Annotated in this window: 1 pseudogene; it reads right to left on the bottom strand. The window is 67.8% G+C overall.

Annotated features, from left to right (window positions below):
* Nucleotides 1-20: 20 nt before the first annotated feature.
* A pseudogene (locus tag K7G59_RS34380) lies at nt 21-850 on the bottom strand (IS5 family transposase).
* Between the last annotated feature and the right edge of the window lie 42 nt (nt 851-892).

Genomic DNA, 892 nt, shown 5'->3' with positions numbered 1-892 from the left:
CTAGGAGTTGTCTTCAAATGTCACGCCCACATCAGGAGCGAGGCTAGGGTGACGGCTGCCTGGTAGGACTCCGCGGTCTTGTCGTAGCGGGTTGCTATGCCTCGCCACTGCTTCAAGCGGTTGAAGCAGCGTTCGACCACGTTGCGCTGCTTGTAGAGCTGCTTGTCGAAGGCCGGCGGGCGTCCGCCCCGGCTGCCGCGCCGGAGCCGGTTGCGGATCTGGTCGGCTCTCTCGGGGATGGTGTGGCTGATGCCGCGGCGTCGCAGCCAGGTCCGTATCGCGCGGGAACTGTAGCCCTTGTCGCCCAGCACGTGGGCGGGCCGTACCCGGGGACGGCCCGGGCCCGTGCGAGGCACCCGGATCGCCTCCATCACGGTGGTGAACTGGGTGCAGTCGTTGGTGTTGCCGCCCGTGAGCACGAAGGCGAGCGGGCGCCCGAAGGCATCGCAGGCCAGGTGGATCTTGCTGGTCAGGCCACCCCGGGAGCGTCCGAGTGCGGGGCTGCGGAGCCCCCTTTTCGGGCTCCGGCGGCATGCTGGTGTGCGCGTATGACGGTGGAGTCGACCGACACCAGCCAGTCGATCTCCCCTGCCGCGTCCGCCCGGGCCTGGGCGGCCTGGAGCATCCGCTCGAAGGTGCCGTCCAGGGCCCACCGGCGAAAGCGGGTGTGCAGCGTGTGCCAGGGGCCGTACCGCTCGGGCACGTCCCGCCAGGCCGTTCCGGTGCGGAACTTCCACACGATCCCGTTGAGCACGGTTCGGTCGTCCAACCGCTTCCGCCCACGCAAGGACTCGGGCAGCAACGGACGGAGGAACTCCCACTCTGCATCGGACAGTTCATGGCGACGTATCACCCGACCATGATCCACCACTCAAGATCATTTGAAGACAGG

Origin of the sequence: Streptomyces sp. NK08204, assembly GCF_020400585.1 — a bacterium.
GTDB lineage: Bacteria > Actinomycetota > Actinomycetes > Streptomycetales > Streptomycetaceae > Streptomyces.
The sequence above is the reverse complement of the archived record's forward strand: the minus strand, read 5'-3'. Positions and strand labels throughout refer to the sequence as shown.